The organism is Spirosoma daeguense, from assembly GCF_054776875.1.
Genome location: NZ_BAAHBF010000007.1, coordinates 376651 through 396612, shown reverse-complemented (window position 1 = coordinate 396612; position 19962 = coordinate 376651). Strand labels below are relative to the sequence as shown.

Sequence of the window (19962 nt, the reverse complement as noted above, 5' to 3'; positions counted from 1 at the left end):
CTTTTTTGTAGTTTTACCTTTATTTCCCAGCGCTAAAGTCTTCAGCAACATGAATCGTATCTTAATCGCCTTCTCGCTAGTATTAGTCATTGCTACAACAGCTTTTCGGCCGATATCCCCGACCATAAATTCAGTAGTGCCAGTTTCATCGAGACGGGTGATGGCCGCCGAGCCAGTAAAATTATCCTGGGAAACGTTACGAGATGTTACGTTCAAGAAAAAATGGTATGCTGAAGAATCAGTCTATATGCTTTATCCTACGTTCGGCACAAATATTCAAAAGCTGAATGGGAAAGCGGTAGAGCTAACTGGATACGTTCTCCCTGTTGATCTCGAATCAAATATCTACGTATTGTCGGCATTCCCGTATAGTGCCTGTTTTTTCTGTGGTGGTGCTGGCCCAGAATCGGTTGTTTCGCTGAAGTTCAAAAAATCGGACAAGAAGTTTAAGACGGATGAACGCCGTACGTTCCGAGGCACCCTTAAATTAAACGCAGATAACATCTACGAACTCAACTATATTCTGGCCGACGCTGAAATGGTTGCTCAGTAATGGTCTATATTGATAAACATACAGGAGAACGTAGTGATACGTTCTCCTGTATGTTTATAGGGCCATCAATATTGAAATTCTATAATAGAAAAGGCCGATTCTGACTCAGAATCGGCCTTTTCTATTTATTTTGTACAAACGTGTGGAGAATATCGGATTCGAACCGATGGCCTCTACAATGCCATTGTAGCGCTCTAGCCAACTGAGCTAATCCCCCGTTTTGTGGGTGCAAATATGAGTAAAAAATTATCGTGGCACAAACGGCATATTATTTTTTTTAGATATACCGAATATAGTTTTCCATTTACTCACTTAAAGTTTGTTATATGCTCATGATTATGTAGCTTTGGTAATAGTCTCGTAACAGCATGCATACTGTTTATATTATTTATAGCCCAACCACCGACCAGTATTTTATTGGTCAGACCAAAGATTTGAAAATAACGCTGTGGCAACATAACGCCAAAACGAACCCAGCTACTGCCGATGGTAAACCGTGGGAAGTTAAGTTCACTCAGCAATTTGCGACACGTAATGAAGCACTAAGCCTCGAAATGAAGTTAAAGAAAAAGGATCGTAGTCATTGGGAAGAATTGATTAACTCTTCCCAGTCTGTAGCCTGATAAACACTATTTTTATAAAAACGAGAAAACCGCTATCTGATAGCGGTTTTCTCGTTTAAAGCCAACATTCTCTTTATCAGAATGGACGTAGCGCTTTCACAAAACGTCCTTTAAAATAATCAGCATATAGATTATCTTCCCGAACGCCCCTAGAAGACGATGCGTGAATAAATCGGATGTTCTGTACTCCATTTACTTCTGTTACAATGCCTGTGTGCGATACAAATCCAGCTTTCCCTTTATCAGGAACAAAAAAGATAAGATCTCCAGGCAGTATTTCGTTAACCTCCACTTCCCGTCCTACTTCCGATTGTTGCCAGGAAACACGAGGCATACGTAGTCCTACGGTGTTAAAGACAGCATAAACAAGACCCGAACAATCAATACCATCAGTCGTATTGCCGCCCGAACGATACGGCGTACCGGTATATGTACGGGCAATTTTTACCACTTCTGGAACATAACGATCTCCATACGTACGTGAATCCACAACTTTACCACCAGATTTGGCTGGTACCGACGGAGGTCGGGAAGGTGTTTTGCCCGTTGGACCACGGTGAGCAACAGGGCGGGATGAAGACGAACGGCGGCTAACCGATGGCCCATTAGAGCGTAGAACTTCACAGCCTGTAAGGAGAGAGAGTAGGCAGGCACTCAACAGTACGGGGCGAATTATGTCCCGAGACCAGCGTTGTGGCATACACGTTTGGATTAGGGTAACAAGCAGACCAGCTTTGCACCATTCCGTCATACAGTCCCAACTTTACATGGCTATATGACAGAATGGTGCAACCTATTAAATTTTCATCGATAATGCAATCCGTTTACGGGCTTTATCGACTTCCAGCACCTTAACTTTTACTTTCTGGTACACGCTGACAACCGTTTTAGGGTCAGATACAAACCGATTCGCCATCTGCGATACGTGAACGAGCCCATCCTGCTTTACGCCAATATCGACAAATGCACCAAAAGCGGTGATGTTTGTTACAACGCCGGGAAGTATCATGCCTTCGTGTAAATCTTCAACGGTTCGAACGCGACTATCGTATTCAAATACAGAAAGCTGTTCACGAGGATCACGGCCAGGGCGGGCTAATTCAGCCATGATATCACGTAGTGTGGGCAAACCAACCGTATCCGTTATGTAGCGTTCAGGACGAATCTGCTCGCGTAATTCCGGGCGACGTATCAAATCAGCAACCGTACTTTTCAGATCGGTGGCGATACGTTCAACGAGTCCATACCGCTCGGGATGAACCGCGCTGTTATCTAACGGATTGGCGGCTTCATCGATTCGTAGAAACGCGGCACATTGCTCAAAAACTTTCGGCCCAAGCCGGGGTACTTTTTTCAATTGATTCCGCGATGTGAAAGCGCCATTTTCGGCCCGATACGTAACGATGTTACTAGCCAGTTGTGGCCCCAATCCCGATACGTAACGTAGCAAGTGTGCACTGGCCGTATTGAGCGATACACCAACCTGATTCACACAGCTTTCGACTACGGTATCCAGACTATTTTTCAGCTCGGCCTGATTCACATCATGTTGATATTGCCCTACACCAATCGATTTTGGATCGATTTTAACTAGCTCAGCCAGTGGGTCCATTAACCGACGACCAATACTGACAGCACCACGTACCGTTACGTCATGATTCGGAAATTCTTCCCGTGCTACGTCCGATGCCGAATAAATAGAAGCACCTTGCTCACTGACCATGAAAACAGGTTTATTCAGTTGAAGTTGCTGTACAAATTCTTCTGTCTCGCGCCCGGCTGTGCCGTTTCCGATAGCAATAGCATCGATTTTATGCTGTGCTACTAATTTCTGAACAACTTGTATTGCCTGCTGACGTTGCGCTTCGGAGTGTGACAGATAAAGTACCGTATCGGCCAGTAAGTTTCCTTGTGCATCTAAACAAACGGTTTTACAGCCCGTCCGATACCCGGGGTCGATAGCTAAAACTCGCTGCTGACCAAGCGGAGGGCTTAGCAACAATTGTCGCAGATTGGCCGCAAAAATCTGTATAGCTTCCAGATCAGCCTTGCCTTTCGAACTATTCGAGAATTCCGTTTCTATGGACGGCTTAAGTAATCGTTTGTAGCTGTCGCGAATGGCCAGCGTCATCTGGTCACGACAGTCGGGCGTTGCTGATCTGTCGGCCACAAATTGTCGTTCGAGTCGTTCCAGAGCGGCTTCTTCGTCAGGCCCAATACTAACCGATAAAAAACCTTCAGCCTCTCCCCTACGCAGCGCCAGCAACCGATGCGAAGGAACCCGACGTAGTGGTTCGGCGAAGTCGAAATAGTCCGAAAACTTGGTTCCTTCAGTTTCTTTGCCTTTTTTAACGACTGAACGAATAATGGCCTCTCTATCGAACAGGTTACGCATACGCTGACGAGCATCGGCATCTTCACTGATACGTTCGGCCAGAATATCCCGCGCGCCCTGTAAGGCATTGATTATATCAGGAACAGCATCAGACACATATCGTTGGGCAACTCGTTCAATATCACGTTCACGTTGCAACTGGATTACGTTAGCGAGTGGTTCAAGACCACGTTCAATAGCAATGGAAGCCCGCGTTTTCCGTTTCTGACGATACGGCAAATACAAATCCTCCAGATCGGTGAGCGAGTCAACCGCTTCAATTTTCCGGCGCAGGTCAGGAGTTAACTTTCCTTGTTCGTCAATGTTTTTCAGAATTGCTTCCCGTCGTTTATCTAGTTCGATCAGCTTCTGATACGTATCGCGGATTTGCCCGATCTGGAGTTCATCGAGTGGGCTCCCGCCAGACGAGGCAGTTGCTTCTTTGCGATAACGGGCAATAAATGGAACAGTTGCACCACCGTTGAGCAATTCGAGGGTGGCACTCACCGATTTGAGATTCAGATTTAGCCACGTGGCAATACGTTGGTCAATAGATTGGGGCATGCATTAAAAAGGAATAGAATAAGCCTGCAAAAATGGCTTCACAAACCGACAGGGCAAAAAAAAACATGCCTTCTGGCATGTTTTTACAACGGTTGTCTATATATCTTACAGTTAAGCTATTTCGACGTTCACGGCATTTAAGCCTTTCTTACCGCGTTCAACTTCAAATTTTACTTTGTCGTTTTCACGGATTTGGTCGATGAGACCAGTAGCGTGTACAAAAATATCTTCGCCACCTTCATCTGGTTTAATGAAGCCAAACCCTTTGGTTTCATTAAAGAATTTTACAGTTCCTGTTTGCATTGTTTGGTTTAAATTTCGGCGAATAACGCCACAATAAAATTGTTTTCCAAATGCTTGACCGATTTTATACCGCTTATTTTATCATATTTTTTTAGTAAAATCTATAAACAACTTTTGCTGACATTCCACACTATCCTTTATATGCGCTGATTTACAATTTCTTTACCGACAAACAAGTGACGGAATTAGTAAAGATAGGTCAAAAACAGTGTGATGTAGTTTTACAGATTGATTATTTCACTACTACTAGTATCCCTAACGCCATCTTTAGTAAATCACAGTGGCGATTCATAGAACCAGCTAACAACTCAACCAACCTCATAGATATGGCAGCTACCACTGTTCTATCACCCTCTCGAACCATTACTCAAATCGATAAGCGTTCCAATATTTCCCGAAAGGAGCTTATCGCTGAATACATCGAACCGGCTATTCCAGTCGTATTGACCGATGCTACACGCGACTGGAAGGCGATGGGTAAATTAACGCCCGAGTTCTTCAAAAAGAATTATGGGCATATCTCAAAAGAGATAAAGGGCGTTACGTATACCTTGCCAGAATACGTCGACCTGATGCTGGCTTCTACCCCAGAGAAGCCGGCCCCTTATCCGTTTAATATTGATATGCGGCAATACGTACCGGAATTATTGGGCGATATTCAGCCCGAAATTCTGTACGGCAAGTCCGACCGGGTCAATCATCCGCTTTTGCCGAAGTTCATGTTGAACGCAACGCATGTGTATGAGCTGTTTTTCGGTGGTAACGGTGGTTTTTTTCCATTTCTACACGTAGATGCGTTGTTTCTGCATACACAGATCACGCAGCTATATGGCTCAAAGGAATTTTTCCTGTATCCGCCCGATCAGGCCATATATATGTATCCGCGCGAAGACAATGATAAGATTTCGCAAATCGACGCATTCAATCCAGACTTCGAAAAATTTCCGCTTTTCGAGAAAGCGAAACCACTACGTATTACGGTAGAAGAAGGCGAAACTATTCTGTTCCCAACACGTTGGTGGCATACAACCAAAATTCACGAGCCATGTATTTCGGTAGGCCGTGTTCAACTTAATGCTGCTAACTGGGGCGATTTTACGGATGATATTTATAAATTATGGAGCCGTCTTCATCCGGGCCATCCAAAACTGGCAGTTCCAGCACTCATCTATAATAAACTAGTTGGGCAAGTCATGAATATTCAGGAGAAATTTGCCGCCCAATAAGGTATTTACAATACTCCCCCACCAGTTAACGCCAAAGCAGGTTTGTAGCAGGCCGTTTTTACGATGGTCAGTTATAAACCTGCTTCTGGTTTTAGAAAAACGTTTTTCGACAGGATTAACGTGATTTTCAGGATTTCTTGCGTTGACTATTAGCAAAATAAATCCTGAAAATCACGTTAATCCTGTCGAAAAAAGAGCCTACCGTCCACTCGTTTTGGCCTGATTTGCTGTCGGTTTCGCTACTTTCCGTATTTTTGGCGGCTTAATAAAAAGAGTAGTGAAGATTGATCTAACTTCGTTCATGCGGTTTGCAGGTTTGGTAGGGGCATTGTTGATCGGCGGGCTGAATGTAGCTTCGTCGCAAGTAGTCATCAGTAACACCGACGAGCCTTCTCTCTATACGTACTGTCAGAATTTCCAGACCCTATATACGCAGATTCGCGAGCAAAGCATTTCGCCCGATTCAGCCCGTAAGCAGTTTAGCAATATTATGCACAGTCTGCAAAATCGGTTTCGGAGCATGGAAAGCCATACACAGGATTCGCTCCAGCGCGATAGTCTACAACGTAGTGGTTTATATTTTTCCTTCCCAATACGTGGTTATACAAGCTCTGCCATCGGCGGTACACGTGGGGAAGGTTTTCGGGGTAATGGTTTCGACCTGTTCGATTATAACGTAAGAGGTAGCCACCCGGCGCAGGACATTTTTATCAGCGACCGTAATCAGGATAACATCGACGATAAAACTGGAGAACCTGCCGATATTCTGGCCATGAGTAGTGGGCTGGTGTTAGCCATAGAAACAGCCTGGAAACCCGGTTCTGAATACCGGGGAGGAAATTGGATTTGGGTGTATGACCCAATCATGCATGGACTTTTTTACTATGCCCACAACAGTCAGGTCAACGTAACGCCGGGGCAGTGGGTAGAAGCGGGTCAAAAACTGGCCGAAATGGGACGTACTGGTTTCAACGCATACAAAAGCCGTTCGCCAACCCATCTGCACCTGATGTATCTGCAAATCCAGCCCGACGGCCTCCCCCAACCGATCAATCCTTACAAATGGCTGCTTACCGCCAAACTAGCGAAGTAATGTATGATATATGAACGATGATGTAAGAAGTATGATATAGGGTAGCATTTCGGCTAACATCATCATTCATACTTCTTACATCATATATTCTTTTCTACGATTCCCGTACCAGATTCACGCCGGTAACGAGAAAAATCATTCCAACAATAAACGGGGCTGCCGATTCTGCTTTCGATACGTGCATCCCCAAAACCGCTTTGCCTTCCGACAGAAAAGCTACTAAAGCGAATAAAACCACCACTACACCCAGAATAGTAAGCGCAGCACCGAAAAATCGGCGAAAATTTGTATTGTTATTATCCATGTGATACTGTCACGAAATATGTATAGCTGATTGATCCGTACCTAAATTCTGTTTGCGTTGAGGGGCCAGCCCGCGTTTACGACCTTCTTCCAGCAAAAACGGATAGGCGGCTTCGAGTGTATTCGGTACGAGCCCATCCAGAATGGCTTCCCGCAATACGGTTTTAATTTCTCCTACTTCTTTAGAAGGCGGCAACCCAAAGATTTCCATAATAAGTTCGCCCGTAATAACGGGCTGAAAATTACGAAGTTTGTCCCGCTCTTCCAGGTCGTGTAACTTCCGTTCGACCTTGTCGAAATTACGAAGATGCTTCTGCACTTTCTCGTAGTTTTTCGACGTAATATCGGCCCGACATAACGCCATTAGCCCTTCTAAATCATCGCCAGCATCGACCAGCAAACGACGTAACGCCGAATCGGTTATCTGCTCTTTCGTCAAAGCAATGGGGCGCAGGTGCAAACGTACCAGTTTCTGAACGTAGCGCATATGCTCATGCAGGGGCAGTTTCATGGTACGGAAAATACCGGGAACCCAACGCGCTCCTAAATCTTCGTGTCCGTGAAATGTCCAGCCAACTTTCTGATCGAAACGCTTGGTAGCGGGTTTGGCGATATCGTGCAGCAAAGCCGCCCAACGTAGCCAAAGCTCGTTTTCGCCCCCATTTTTCGCCTTGTCTGCCCGGTTCGCTACGTTATCGAGCACCTGAAGCGTATGGTAAAAATTATCTTTATGCCCTTTGCCTTCAATCGTTTCAACCCCTCTTAAGGCTATGAGTTCAGGGAAAATTCGATCCAGCAAACCCGCGTGATACAACAGTTTGAATCCATACGAAGGCGTGGGCGATAACACAATCTTATTCAATTCGTCGGTAACTCGCTCACGCGACACGATGCCAATACGTTCGTTCATGCGGATAATGGCATCGAACGTATCGGGGTCAATATCGAAACCCAGTTGCGACGCAAAACGGATGGCCCGCATCATACGTAATGGATCATCGGAGAACGTAATGTCGGGGTTAAGCGGTGTACGAATCAGCTTGCGTTTAATATCTTTCAGCCCACCAAAGGGATCAATCAGTTCGCCAAACTCCGCTCCGCTAACCCGATTCAGGCTGATTCCCATTGCGTTGATGCTGAAGTCGCGCCGGTTCTGATCATCTTCGAGCGTACCATCTTCAACAATTGGCTTTCGCGAATCGGCCCGGTACGATTCTTTTCGGGCACCCACAAATTCAACTTCCCACTCCTGATTTCCCTGCATGGCTCGTAGCATGGCGGTTCCAAAATTCGGAAAAACCGCTACGTTCGTGCCCAACGCTTTACCAACCGCTTCGGCCAGTTGAATACCGCTTCCGATGCAAACAATGTCAATGTCTTTAGAAGGTCGCCCCATCACTAGATCACGCACGAAACCGCCGATCACGTAGGCCTGCACGCCAAGAGCATCGGCCTGTTGGGCAACGATTTCAAAAATCGGATTCTTATGGAGCGTTTCACTAAAATTCATACGTCAGTTCTTAGTCGACAATTACTGGTTATCAGCCGATAGCATACCATGTACTATTGACAAAATCCCAGCGACTGCTGACTTATTTTCTGATAAAATTAATTTCTCCGTTTACTTTCAGTCGCATAATCCGGGGGCGTTTGGGCATACCTGGCAACGTACCAATCCGTTCGACAATCAGACTTTCTGCCGCCGGTGGCAACGATAACGACTCAAATGGAATGGTGAGCAATCCACGGCCAAAGCTTCCAATTAACCGCTGGATATCATCGTTCAATGTCCGACGTACCGACAATTCCTGCGCAACGGATTGATCAGTCGATTGGTCGGTTTGCCATACAGCTGCCGATACGTTCTTACCCTGATCATAAACAACCGTCAGCGGATTTTCGGCAAATTCAACGAGGTCGAACGCTACGTCCGGAATTTTTGCTACGTATAAACCAAGCTGATCCGCTTTCTGAATCACTACGGTAGGCCGTAGCGTAGCGGGCATAGCAGGCAGCAGCGTTAAGAGCTGGGCTACAGCCGCATCATGAATAGGATCGGCGGCAACCGACCAGCCAGTTTCGTCGGCCAGACCAATAAGCTTTCCCTGCCGAAGCTGATAAGCGATATCCCGAATAGTTGATGTCATACCAACCACAAAAATACGGGAAGTTTACCGAAAGACGATTAACGACATCGGAAAGGCGAGCGATAACGTAGCATTCCTGCCTGTTCGAAGCGCTACGTTACGTTATTGAAGGAGATTTTAGCTGTATAATCGCTTGATTACCTCCTGCTGAGTCCGAACAAAGTGTGGGCGCTCGGCAGGCTGGCCCAGCAACGTATCGGGCGGGTAATGGCTGTGTTTGGCATAACTATCGGCATACAGCTCGAAACGCTGACGAGCCAGCAAATTACCAACCGCAGGACGCTGACGGAATTCGCGCAGAGCCGCCAGATCAATATCGGCATTGGCTACTACACTTTCACCATACCCCGCTTCGGCAAGCACCAGTCCTTTTGGATCAACAATTTTAGAACCGCCATCGGTCGTATTTATAGGCAATGCGCTACCCGACATGCCACCCGAATTGGCCGATACTACGTAAGCCATATTCTCAATAGCACGTGCCTGTTTGGCGATATTCTTAGGCGTGGTCAGCGGACTACCCATTTCAGAGGTCGAATGCAGTAACACTTCCGCTCCCCGCATCGCTAGACACCGGGCTACTTCGGGATATAAAATTTCTTCGGACGCCAGACAGGCCAGACTGCCAATGTTTGTTTTGGCAACCGGAAATAACGAGTCGTAGCCATATGCGTCCAGATATAAATCCCAGACATCGTGGGGCGTGGGCATGTACATGGCATTCAATCGACGATAACGTAATAGTACGTCGCCGTTAGGCCCCATGATAAAGCTTGTCTGAAAATAGAGTTCAGGGAAAAATGGGTCCTGCTCATAAGCGTTTCCGGCGAAATAAATCTGCTGCCGCTGCACCATGGCACTGAGGGCTTCGTATAAACGCCCATCAATTTCAAGTGCGGCTTTTTCGCGCCACTGTTCTACAGTTTCGCTAACGGGCGGGCCAGTCAGAAAATGTTCTGGCGTAACGACTAATAAAGTTTCTTTTCCTAAAAATCCGATGGATGCGGCAATTTGCCCTTCAATACGTTCGACGGTTTTGAGCATCTGTGTTTCCGCTTCATCGCGGGTAGTACAGTCATTCACAGTCTGACAGGTAAGCTGAAGGGCAAGCGCTTTATACGACATGGGTTAATTAGTTCGGATTATGGTTATGACGCCAAAATAATAGGTTTGGGCGAAAAAATCGCTACAACCCGTTTTTTAGGGCCATTTGAAACAAATCGACAGGCTAGATGGGTTACTCTATTAATTGAAAAAGTATTTCCTGTGATTGCCTGCTCTGTGGGCATTTATCCTCTACATATATATCATTATGACCGTTGATGTACTCGCTATTGCAGCCCATCCCGACGATATTGAAATGACCTCTGCCGGCACTGTTCTCTCGCTGGTTGCCCAGGGAAAAACTGTAGCTGGTGTCGATCTGACGCGCGGTGAACTCGGCACTCGTGGCACACCCGAAATCCGGGCGCAGGAAGCCGCCGAAGGTGCACGAATTATGCAGTTGGTTGCCCGCGAAAATATGGGATTCCGCGATGGTTTTTTTCGGAACGATGAGGAGCATCAGATGGCACTTATCCCGATTATTCGTCATTATCGCCCCCAGATTGTGCTCACCAATACGCCTGACGACCGCCACCCCGACCACGGCCGGGCTGCCGAGCTGGTTGTTCAGGCTTGTTTTTATGCCGGTTTGCGACAAATCAAGACCGTTGGCAAAGATGGTCAGCCGCAGGAAGCGCATCGGCCCATTTACATTTACCACTTCATTCAGGACCGTTCGCTGAAACCCGATTTCGTGGTCGACGTAACGCCTTACTGGAATCAGAAATTAGACGCGATCAAAGCCTATAAAAGTCAGTTTTTCAGTACCGACAGCGACAATTCGGAGCCACAAAGCTACATATCGGGCGAACCGTTTATGAAGTTTCTGGAAGCCCGCACCCGCGAACATGGACACATGATTGGCGCCGAATTTGGCGAAGGGTTCATTAGCAAACGCATGTTGGGCGTTAACGATTTATTCGCGCTACGTTAATACGTTTCGTATCGGCAAAGAATGCATAAATTACATTCTTTGCCGATACGAAACGTTTACAAAACCCTGCTCCTAGTCAAATAATCCAACAGATTATACAATTTCACGTATTGAATTAAGCCATATTGTCTCTTAAGTAGTTATGAGTAGAGACAACCATTCAATACGTTATGAAGAAATATGGCAGGTATCTGATTCCGGCTTTTCTTACACTAGTATTTATTGGCTTAACCAGTTATTCGCACATTGGCTATTTCTTCGTTGTTCTGCTTTTCGCCAACCTGCTGGGCAATCCCATCTTGGGCGAATTCACGAACGAAGAGATACGTAGTGAACTGATTTACTTTCAGGAGAATCAGACGGTTCGTATTCTGAAAATCGGTAGTGCTTTCTTCTTTCTGGTTTTTCTTGGTTGGTCGCTCTACTACGTCGATCAAACGTTACTCACTCCGCTTACAGTTGTTGGCTTCTCTCTCAGTGTAGGCTTGCTGACTGGCTGTTTTCTGGTAACACTGGCGCACGATTTACTGCACGGACGTAGTGCTTTGGAGCATGGTCTGGCGAATGCGCTGTTTGTTGCGGCTGGTATTCCTTACTTCACTAACGACCATATTCTGGGGCATCATCGGCTAATGGGGTTACCTGAAGACGCAACTACGGCCAAATACAACGACAGTTTTTATACGTATTTCAGCAAAGCGTTTCGGTTTCGCATCTGGCATAGTTATTTCACTACGTATGCCCTTCCCGAAAAAACACAGCGGAAGATAAACCGAGAAAATCTGTTGCTGGTAGTTGCCTTGATTATGGTTTATATCGGCATTGGGCTTGTTGCCACGAATCCGCTACGTAGCATGGCGTTTTTTGCGTTACAAGGATTTATGGCTTACGTACTCTACGAAATCATCAACTATATTCAGCACTACGGTCTGAAACGTCAGCGACAATTTGATGGTCGGTATGAGGCTATTACACTTCAGCATTCCTGGAATTGTTATTACAAATATTCCAACTATCTGCTTTTTATGCTCCCGCTTCACTCGGTTCATCATGTTCCGCACCGCTACCTGCACCAGCCCGGTCAGAATCTGATGGGCCCTCGTTTGCCGTTTGTGTATTTCATGATGGTTGCGATGGCATTAGTGCCGCCCGTCTGGTTTCGGGTGATGAATCCGCTCGTACGGCAATACCGGAAACAGCCCAAACCCGTTGGCGAACTTGTTTCTGTGGGTTTTAGTATGGTCGTTTTTACACTGGTTTTTGTATGAAACGGAAACACGGTATTCTAATTCTGCTTGGGCTTGCTTTGTTTCTGGGAAGACCGGCAGTCTCGAACGCACAGGGCAATGTAGGGCTTCGGTTTGTGTTTGGCACACTCCACCCGAAAGGGAATAAAATGGCGTTTCTGATGCCATTAAGGTTAGACGACAACGCTACGTTTGTGCTCAACTGGGGCTTCATTGGCTCTTACCAATATTATTTCCACAAAAGACGCTGGTCGGTAAAAGCAGCACAGGGAATGTATTCCGACTGCGCTAAATTATTTGCAGGTCATACGCATTTGGGTCTGCGATTCAATGTGTTACGTTCGGAACGCCATTTTCTGGAAGTGGGTTTTGGCCCAACGTTCGTATACCGGGAAACCTGGTATCGCTTCCCAGACTATCATCAGGAAACGGGTCTGCTCAAAAATACCGACCGATGGCAATGGAATTTTGTCTGGTATGGTGGCGAAATCGAATATGATTATAAAATCAGCCCTAAACTTGACCTGACCGTCAACGCGATTCCGGGTTATCCTGATTTTATTACGTTTGGTGCTGGCGTTCGATACTGGCCAAACAGACGACCATAAGCTTATTCTGCTAAAACACATAGCCCGCGTTTAGTTCGATAAAAGCGGCTCGCAAGCCGTGTGCTTTCAGCGACGTGCCAATGCTGAGTTTTTCGGGCATATCGTTACGTAATTGAAACGGATACCAGGCAAGTCCAACTTTTTCATAAATCCGGCTACCAGCTACGGGGGTAATCAGGTACGTACCAAGCTGATAGCAAATTGCCAGATGACCAAACAATACTTCTTCGCCAATTTTTAACCCAAGTTGAACGCCTTTTTCAGGATCACGCATAAGTTCAAGACCACCACTTGCTCTAAAGCGAACATCATGCTCGAAAAGTACTCCACCTTCAGCCTGCGGAGAAACAATCAGCCGACTGGAATCAGCCGCCCGAAAAACGCCAAAGGCAGTACCTGCATACATCCGCCAGTTATTCCGTCGACGTAGCATCGGCTCCCGATCAATGACAAGCTGCTGTCCCGGAACGTAGCGTAACCCCAAATAGGTTGAAATTGTGTTCAGGCCGCTGTTCGGCTGGCGCAGATTTCCGTTCGATGCATGACTCATTTCTAGACCCACTTTTAGGTCAAGTCTGGACGTAGCGTGCAGAATTAACCCAAGATTGAGCAACGAAACGGCATTCAGGCGCGTGCTAATTAGCCGATTTTCAGGGTTATGTTCGGCGTTGTAACGACGGGTAAAATAGGCCAGTCCGGTTCCGTGCTTTAGTTGTAACGTAGCGAACGGAGTATGCCAAACCGTGAAGGCCAGAAACGGCACTACTGCCAGATCGTTGCCATACACTACGTTGTTTCCAATATCTCGCCAACGTAGCGAAAGGCCCATTTCCGGAAAGTTATGCGCTCGTTGCCACGGTTTTGCACCGCTTGTTTGTCGGCTAATTGTCAGTTCGGCTCCCCTGATTGCTGCTACGTCGATATTCGATTCTTTCTGCCGAGACATCAGGCTTCCCACGTGCCCGTAAATTTCATACATAAAGCCTTTTTGCGCATAGCCTTTCATCAGATAGCCAGACAACAAAAATAGCCCGAGCGAACAGGTCACGAATCGAGCCGAGTAACGTAGTAGAGCCATCAGGACGTAGTGGTCTGTAATTCCTGACGAAGACGTAGCGCAGGGGCATTCATAAGCGCAAACCAACGAGCTGGCCGGTATGCCGACAACATCATTTTGGCAAATGGCAACGGCATTTTTGGTCCGGCAAAATGCGTTATTGACGTCAGATTAGGCTCGTGTACGTGATGAATGGAATGCACGGGCATCATAAAATACAGGTACGTATCGAGTCGGTAAAAACTATTCCAGGCGTGTTGCAATTGCACGGCTTCAAACTGGTTTCCAGCTCTGATACGTTGAAGACCATAATGCTGGATATACGTAATCGACTCGTAAATGAGCACCACAAAAATAAATTGGGCCAGCACCCAACCGCCTACGGCCAGTCCCGCTACCGCAGCAACAGCCAGATAAACCAGACAACCAGCCAGTCGTAACGTAGTGGCCCGTACAATTCGAGCACTCGTTGATTTCGGGAACACCGATGCTACGTCGAAAACCATTCGAAATCGGTGGCTGATCGAGCGTTTAAAATAGCGATAGATCGACTCGCCCAGAAGCGGTGTGGCCGGATCTTTCGGCGTGCCAACGTAGCGATGATGAATATAAATATGGTCAGCTTCGAGATAGAAAAACCCATTCTGAATCAACAGTATAGTAGCTAATCCACGGGCTAAACGCGACGTAGCGTGCATGAGATCATGCGCAAGCGAGATGGCAAAATTGCTGTTCAGAATAATCATCCCGTACACAAAAAAAAGCCAGTGCCACCACGCCAGCACCTGCGTACTCAGGAAATAAAAAGCCCAGCTATTCAGTCCGACGAAGAAAAAACCATATCCGGTTTTCACTCGTGCCATTAACGTACTGTGATGGAAAAAGCGATACTCGTCAACCAGTTGTTTTATACCAAATTCACCCAGTGGACGGATTAACGTACCCATCAGCCAGATCAATACGGAAGCTACCCACACCCAGTTTCCATAAGCAGTACTGATGAATAAGCAACCAAAAAGCAGAGGCAACCCGTAGGGAATCGCTCTCTTGATGATGGCTCGACGAGTTACATGCGGCAACCCCATATCAAAATTGAGTTGATGCTTACTTTCCTTACTTACAAATGCTTCAGTAGACACACTCAGTAGCAACCAATAGAACCCCTCTTTGTTAACTTGTACGAGATTATACAACAGATTCAGCTAGATGGATGTCGATAAAGAAAGATATAAAATACTAGAAGGGTTGCCTGCTTATGGAGCAATGTATATTCCAGTTAATTAAGTAGATAAACCTTATATAAGTCCATATAGTGAAGGCTTTGTCATCCGTTTTTTTATGTCTGACAATACCTCCTGGGTTGCTAATTTTAACCTCGGCTGGACTTCTTATAACGCCGTATTCGATTTTCCATCAACGGATATAACTATTGTTATTGCTGGCGGTAGTGGGTACGTAATGAATCGAAATCAGACCCAACCACTAGCGACTTTTGGGTCCTCTATAAAGATTGCTATCTTAACCGATCAAGATGAAGTAATTGCCACTAACGATACTAATCTAGTTGTTGTAAATTCAAAAGGCCAAATCTGGACATCTGAACGAATATCATGGGATGGCATAGCCGATTTACGATTAGAGGGTCATACAATATTTGGGTTAGCCTATGATCCAACGAATGAAAATGACGACTGGGTTGATTTTAGTCTGGACTTAACCACAAAGCAACTTATCGGTGGTAGTTATCACAGGGTTTACACAAACGCACTTATACAACAGAGGAATGGTAGTTAGAAAGTTATTAATCTACTTGTGTTTGATCAGTTGGAGCTGCACTCCGAAAGCCATACCAGAGCCTATTATCCAGCAAGCAACTAAGCCGTTACCCTATTATTTGCCACCCGAATTCGATATAACGATTCAAGAAGGACAAAACTGGTTAGCTAAATATGAATATAAGCGAGAAGGCACTTATGTAATTGAAGAGCAACTTGATTGGAATTTGGTGGAAGATCTAGGCAATTTCCTAGAGTTGCCCACTAAAGGAGCGTATCAAGGGCCCACAATAAGTGCTCTCTTTAACGCCGATGAGCTAGTTAAATTAGATATAGCGCGAACAAAGTGGCGTTTTGTTATAGCGAAATATAATAACAACTTCTTCTTGCACATTCGAAGCTATGTCCCTTTTAAGGGTGGTTCCATCCCTCATACCACTTATGAAAACTTAGAAGCCGATTTAAAGCAGGACAAGCTTGCTTACCTAAGTTTGAGTTTCGATGGGAATGGTCGTTTTATCAGTGGGGTCGAATGTAACAATAAAAGATGGGGGAATGGTATTATTGATGCTAGTACTAAGAAGTTGCCTTCTACAGAATTAGACGAAATCAAACGAGAAATATATGAGGATTCTTTGAAGGCCCGATAGTGCAGAATACACTAGCTTTTAGCCTAATTCACATAACATATTCGTAGTTAGTTATAAAACCTCTCCGGGAGAAGTACAAACCAAACGCACATCATCAGTTTGCATTTTTACAATAAAGTATAGTTTGGCCAACATATTTTGTAGCTAACAAATTCAAAAGCAACAGAATACGTAACACTGAAAAACGCTACGTATCCAACTGAAAACAATACGTTCTGGAAATCAGAAAGCGTATCGCTTAAAAATTACAGCTGTATAAAAATTCATTGATCCGTGACCAGCGACAAACGGCCCAGGTAACTACCAGCCAGACAAACCCAGGCATTAACAGATATGGATATTGAGTGGCTGCTTTCAGCAATTTCATGATGGCTTCTAAACGTTAGGAGTATATCACAAAAGTACAGGAGCCGTATGCACCGAAACAGGTACAATTGGTAACAGGTCGATTTGACTAAATAGCCGGAGCGTTCAACTCGTTACGTGGTTAAGCTTGTTTTCTTACATGCTTATCTTCCGTCACGTTCGCCATTCAGGGCTGGGAAATAAATCACGAACGTAGCACCTTCGCCGGGTTTACTATAAGCCGTTATGGCTCCTCCATGATTGGCCGTCACTTTCTCACAAATAGCCAGGCCGATACCCGTTCCGGCAAATTCACTACGGTTGTGCAATCGCTGAAATACCTGAAAAATACGGTCGACATACTTTTCATCGAAACCAATTCCGTTATCTGCTACGTCGATGCGGTTGTAAAAAGCTGATGGCCGAGCAGGTCGAACATTGGCGGGCAATTCCGACATTTTTAGTTGTTGCGAACGTACCGTAATGACTGGCTTCACATCATTGCGGCAAAACTTCAGTGCATTACTAAGTAAATTCTGAAAAAGCTGCCCCAATTGAGAACGATCGCCTACTACGTCGGGTAGTACGTCGATGCGCACGTCAGCCTGCGTTTCCTGAAGCGAAATCTCCAGATCAGTCAATACCGAGTTGATAACGTCGTTCAACGATATATGTCGGGTAACATTTTGCCGGGTCGAAATACGCGAGAACGTAAGCAGATCACGGATGAGCGTCGACATACGACCGGCGGCCTTTTGCATCCGGCTCAGGTGTTCAACGCCTTCGCCCAACTGTTCGCCGTAAAGATTTTTCAGAATATCGCCGAATGACTGAATTTTTCGCAACGGTTCCTGCAAATCATGGCTGGCGATGTAGGCAAACTGTTCCAGATTCTGGTTCGAGCGTTGTAAATCCTGAATAGAAAGTCCTAACTCGTCGTTTATTTTCGCTAACTCGTCGTTCGTTGCCGCTAATTCTTCATTGGTTGCGGCCAATTCTTCGGTACGTTCCTGCACCTGCGATTCGAGTTCCAGTTGGCGTTGTCGCTGATCGGTAACGTCCTGTGCGGTTCCGGTCAGATATTCCGGCATACCTTCGCCATCGTAAAATACCAGCGCCTGTGCATGGATAATACGTACCTGACCCGTTTGGCGGTTTATAATTGGATGTTCGTTTTCATATACACCCGATGCCCCCGGCTGTATCACAGCCGTTATAGCATCGGCTACCGATTGGCGGTAGTCGTTGGGGAGTGGATTATAGGCCTCATCCATACTTTTGGTATTTTCGGAGAACCCCAGCCATTCCATAAACCGCGCCGAATAACTAAACTGGCCAGTTTCGATGTGCATACTCCACGTAGCCAGTTCCGCAGATTCAACAGCCGCCCGTAAGGAGGCTTCTGCCTCTTCAGCCCGTTGTCGGGCTTTTACGGCATCTGTTACGTCGATAGCAATGTCTAATATGGCATATACCTCGCCTTCTTCGTTTAGAATGGGCGTATACGTAATGTTGTAAAAGTTGTGTGTCATTACGCCATGCTGCACAATATCGACCTGTGCACCAAAGCTCTGATACATCTTTCCAGATGTATAAACATCGTCCAGAATTTGCAGAAAAGGCTGATTGTCTAGCTCAGGCATCACATCACGTAACGGCCGCCCAACAATATCGGGGCCTTTCCCGACAATATCGATAAACGCCTTATTAGGTAACTCAACGATTAGATCTCGCCCAACAAACAAACCCATGGCCGCCGGAGCGGTTGCAATTATGGAACGTAGGCGTGCCTCGCTCGCATCTATTTTCTGACGGGCCAGCACCTGCTCCGTTACGTCGACAGCCATGTCCATAATAGCATATACGTCGCCGTTTGCGTTACGTAGTGGCTTATAGGTAAAGTCGAAATAATAGGTTGACAGTATTCCATTTACCTCCAGATCGGCCGGCATCTGGCTCATGGTACACGTTTCGCCAGTGGCATAAACTTGTTCCAGAAGAATTGGGAATGCCTGTCCTTTTAGTTCGGGAATAGCATCAACCAACGGTTTTCCAATAACCGACCAGCCTTTACCCCAATATCCGATCATGACCTCATTGGCTACTTCAATGACCATCTCGGGGCCAACAAAAAGGCAGGTAGCTACAGGAGCTTCTGCAATGAGACTACGGAATCGGGCTTCGCTGGTTTCTACCGCCAGTCGCTGTTTCACCTTCTGGGTTACGTCGATATAAACTGCTGTAACGCCCGCAATTTTACCCTCTACACCGTAATAAGGTTCGTAAATAAAATCGACATAAGCCGTTTCGACATGTCCGTTACGTTCCAGATTAACAATACGCTCTTTTGCTTCGAACCGTTCGCCGGTTGTGTAGACCCCTTTCATCAACTCGTCGAAGCCCTGTCCATTAGCTTCGGGAACAGCCTCAAAAAAAGGCATATTCATTAATTGCTGGCGTTTCCGCCCCCAGAACTCTAGTGCCCGCTCGTTGGCCAACGTAGTAACAAATTGAGGCCCATTGAAAAGCGTCATGGCAACGGGTGCCTGCTCCACAATTGTCCGAAATCGTTCTTCACTTTCAATCAGAGCCTGCTGAGATGCATCCTCGGCCGATTGCCAAGTTGTGGTATCAACTGACTGCGCAATACCCGCAAAACGATAGACTATATTTTGCTCATTAAAAAAGGCTCTTCCCTGACAATGCAACCACCGTACTTCGCCATCTTCGGCACCAATTGTTCGGAACCAGCAATCATAATGTCCGCCCGATTCAGGGCTTATTGCCCGTTGAACCGCTTCGTGTACACGCGGGCGATCGTCGGGATGTATGTATCGCAGGACCTGATCATAGGCTACTACCTCATCTTTCGCAAAGCCATAAAGCTCCCGACAACGTTCGTCCCAATGAACCAGTTGGTCAATCAGATTTAAATCCCAGGTACCAATGCCACTGGCCTGAAGAACAAATTTCAGGCTTTCATGCTCAGTGGCACCGTTCTGATTAAAGAGCTTCTGGTCGCCAGTCATAGTGGATAGTTATAAATAAAGATAAAG

General features: G+C 46.1%; 19 protein-coding genes and 1 tRNA gene. 9 read left to right on the top strand and 11 right to left on the bottom strand.

Annotation, left to right across the window (positions count from 1 at the left end; genetic code table 11):
* Window positions 1–49 precede the first annotated feature (49 nt).
* A complete protein-coding gene (locus tag ACYVD4_RS23285) occupies window positions 50–553 on the top strand; it encodes a DUF3299 domain-containing protein (protein ID WP_460949833.1) in 504 nt (167 codons plus the stop codon).
* A 143-nt stretch (window positions 554–696) separates the two neighbouring features.
* Here the strand turns inward: ACYVD4_RS23285 and ACYVD4_RS23280 are convergent.
* Window positions 697–770, bottom strand: a tRNA-Ala gene (locus ACYVD4_RS23280).
* A 151-nt stretch (window positions 771–921) separates the two neighbouring features.
* Here ACYVD4_RS23280 and ACYVD4_RS23275 point away from each other — a divergent pair.
* Complete coding sequence (locus ACYVD4_RS23275) at window positions 922–1176, top strand: GIY-YIG nuclease family protein (RefSeq protein ID WP_460949831.1); 255 nt, start codon at window positions 922–924, stop codon at window positions 1174–1176.
* A 76-nt stretch (window positions 1177–1252) separates the two neighbouring features.
* On the opposite strand, the gene ACYVD4_RS23270 is transcribed toward ACYVD4_RS23275, so the two are convergent.
* The 3 genes from ACYVD4_RS23270 to ACYVD4_RS23260 form a co-directional block, all read right to left on the bottom strand.
* Window positions 1253–1876 carry a C40 family peptidase gene (locus ACYVD4_RS23270; RefSeq protein ID WP_460949830.1) on the bottom strand — a complete coding sequence of 208 codons (624 nt, stop codon included), beginning with the start codon at window positions 1874–1876 and terminating at the stop codon, window positions 1253–1255.
* 96 nt (window positions 1877–1972) lie between these two features.
* Window positions 1973–4114: a Tex family protein gene (locus ACYVD4_RS23265; RefSeq protein ID WP_460949829.1), complete on the bottom strand. Its 2142-nt coding sequence runs from the start codon at window positions 4112–4114 to the stop codon at window positions 1973–1975.
* Window positions 4115–4225: 111 nt separating this feature from the next.
* A complete protein-coding gene (locus tag ACYVD4_RS23260) occupies window positions 4226–4417 on the bottom strand; it encodes a cold-shock protein (protein WP_190888703.1) in 192 nt (63 codons plus the stop codon).
* 326 nt (window positions 4418–4743) lie between these two features.
* Between ACYVD4_RS23260 and ACYVD4_RS23255 the strand changes: the two genes are divergently transcribed.
* Complete coding sequence (locus tag ACYVD4_RS23255; protein ID WP_460949827.1) at window positions 4744–5643, top strand: cupin-like domain-containing protein; 900 nt, start codon at window positions 4744–4746, stop codon at window positions 5641–5643.
* Between the two features lie 301 nt (window positions 5644–5944).
* Window positions 5945–6736 (top strand): M23 family metallopeptidase, encoded by a 792-nt coding sequence (locus ACYVD4_RS23250; protein WP_460950080.1) that lies wholly within the window; start codon window positions 5945–5947, stop codon window positions 6734–6736.
* Between the two features lie 94 nt (window positions 6737–6830).
* Here the strand turns inward: ACYVD4_RS23250 and ACYVD4_RS23245 are convergent, their stop codons facing one another.
* The 4 genes from ACYVD4_RS23245 to ACYVD4_RS23230 form a co-directional block, all read right to left on the bottom strand.
* Window positions 6831–7040 (bottom strand): hypothetical protein, encoded by a 210-nt coding sequence (locus ACYVD4_RS23245; protein ID WP_460949825.1) that lies wholly within the window; start codon window positions 7038–7040, stop codon window positions 6831–6833.
* 9 nt (window positions 7041–7049) lie between these two features.
* Window positions 7050–8549 carry a CCA tRNA nucleotidyltransferase gene (locus tag ACYVD4_RS23240; protein ID WP_460949824.1) on the bottom strand — a complete coding sequence of 500 codons (1500 nt, stop codon included), beginning with the start codon at window positions 8547–8549 and terminating at the stop codon, window positions 7050–7052.
* Between the two features lie 82 nt (window positions 8550–8631).
* Window positions 8632–9186, bottom strand: coding sequence for an L-threonylcarbamoyladenylate synthase (locus tag ACYVD4_RS23235; protein ID WP_460949822.1), 555 nt, complete (start codon window positions 9184–9186; stop codon window positions 8632–8634).
* Between the two features lie 117 nt (window positions 9187–9303).
* Window positions 9304–10311, bottom strand: a complete 1008-nt coding sequence (locus ACYVD4_RS23230; RefSeq protein WP_460949820.1) for a nitrilase-related carbon-nitrogen hydrolase — start codon at window positions 10309–10311, stop codon at window positions 9304–9306.
* A gap of 187 nt (window positions 10312–10498) precedes the next feature.
* Between ACYVD4_RS23230 and bshB1 the strand changes: the two genes are divergently transcribed.
* The 3 genes from bshB1 to ACYVD4_RS23215 all read left to right on the top strand — a co-directional run bounded on the left by bshB1 (window position 10499) and on the right by ACYVD4_RS23215 (window position 13079).
* Window positions 10499–11224, top strand: coding sequence for a bacillithiol biosynthesis deacetylase BshB1 (gene bshB1, locus ACYVD4_RS23225; protein WP_460949818.1), 726 nt, complete (start codon window positions 10499–10501; stop codon window positions 11222–11224).
* Between the two features lie 170 nt (window positions 11225–11394).
* Entirely contained in the window at window positions 11395–12492 is a 1098-nt protein-coding gene (locus ACYVD4_RS23220; protein ID WP_460949816.1) for a fatty acid desaturase, read from the top strand.
* Window positions 12489–13079, top strand: a complete 591-nt coding sequence (locus ACYVD4_RS23215; RefSeq protein ID WP_460949814.1) for a hypothetical protein — start codon at window positions 12489–12491, stop codon at window positions 13077–13079. Before ACYVD4_RS23220 ends, ACYVD4_RS23215 begins: the two co-directional genes overlap by 4 nt.
* A gap of 10 nt (window positions 13080–13089) precedes the next feature.
* Here the strand turns inward: ACYVD4_RS23215 and ACYVD4_RS23210 are convergent, their stop codons facing one another.
* Complete coding sequence (locus ACYVD4_RS23210) at window positions 13090–14157, bottom strand: acyloxyacyl hydrolase (RefSeq protein WP_460949812.1); 1068 nt, start codon at window positions 14155–14157, stop codon at window positions 13090–13092.
* Window positions 14157–15221: a fatty acid desaturase gene (locus tag ACYVD4_RS23205; protein WP_460949810.1), complete on the bottom strand. Its 1065-nt coding sequence runs from the start codon at window positions 15219–15221 to the stop codon at window positions 14157–14159. The genes ACYVD4_RS23210 and ACYVD4_RS23205 overlap by 1 nt, the downstream gene beginning before the upstream one ends.
* A gap of 253 nt (window positions 15222–15474) precedes the next feature.
* Between ACYVD4_RS23205 and ACYVD4_RS23200 the strand changes: the two genes are divergently transcribed.
* A complete protein-coding gene (locus tag ACYVD4_RS23200) occupies window positions 15475–15930 on the top strand; it encodes a hypothetical protein (RefSeq protein ID WP_460949808.1) in 456 nt (151 codons plus the stop codon).
* Between the two features lie 100 nt (window positions 15931–16030).
* Window positions 16031–16561: a hypothetical protein gene (locus ACYVD4_RS23195; protein ID WP_460949806.1), complete on the top strand. Its 531-nt coding sequence runs from the start codon at window positions 16031–16033 to the stop codon at window positions 16559–16561.
* Window positions 16562–17070: 509 nt separating this feature from the next.
* Here the strand turns inward: ACYVD4_RS23195 and ACYVD4_RS23190 are convergent.
* On the bottom strand, window positions 17071–19935 hold the full coding sequence (locus tag ACYVD4_RS23190; RefSeq protein ID WP_460949804.1) for a PAS domain-containing sensor histidine kinase: 2865 nt from the start codon (window positions 19933–19935) through the stop codon (window positions 17071–17073).
* Window positions 19936–19962 lie beyond the last annotated feature (27 nt).